The 216-nt window shown below is 66.7% G+C and carries 1 protein-coding gene; it reads right to left on the bottom strand.

Annotated elements, in window-relative coordinates; all coding sequences use genetic code 11:
• Window positions 1-216: Ig-like domain-containing protein (locus tag GQB03_RS22890; protein WP_159694092.1), on the bottom strand; the 216-nt coding region annotated here is incomplete at both ends.

Below are 216 nucleotides of genomic sequence, written 5' to 3'. Positions count from 1 at the left end.
TGATCACCGGCGTGTCTTCGGCCGTCGTCGCCACGTCGTCCTGGGCGATCGGGGCGTCGCTCGTCGGCGCGACGTTGATCGTCGCGGTGGCGGTGCTCACATCGCCATCCGCATCGGTGATCGTGTAGGTGAAGCTGTCCGGACCGTTGTAGTTGGCGTCCGGCGTGTAGCTGAACGTGCCGTCGGCATTGACCGTGACGCTGCCATTGGCCGGGC

Source organism: Cognatazoarcus halotolerans, assembly GCF_009800965.1.
GTDB lineage: Bacteria > Pseudomonadota > Gammaproteobacteria > Burkholderiales > Rhodocyclaceae > Cognatazoarcus > Cognatazoarcus halotolerans.
This window is presented reverse-complemented; position numbering and strand designations above follow the sequence as displayed.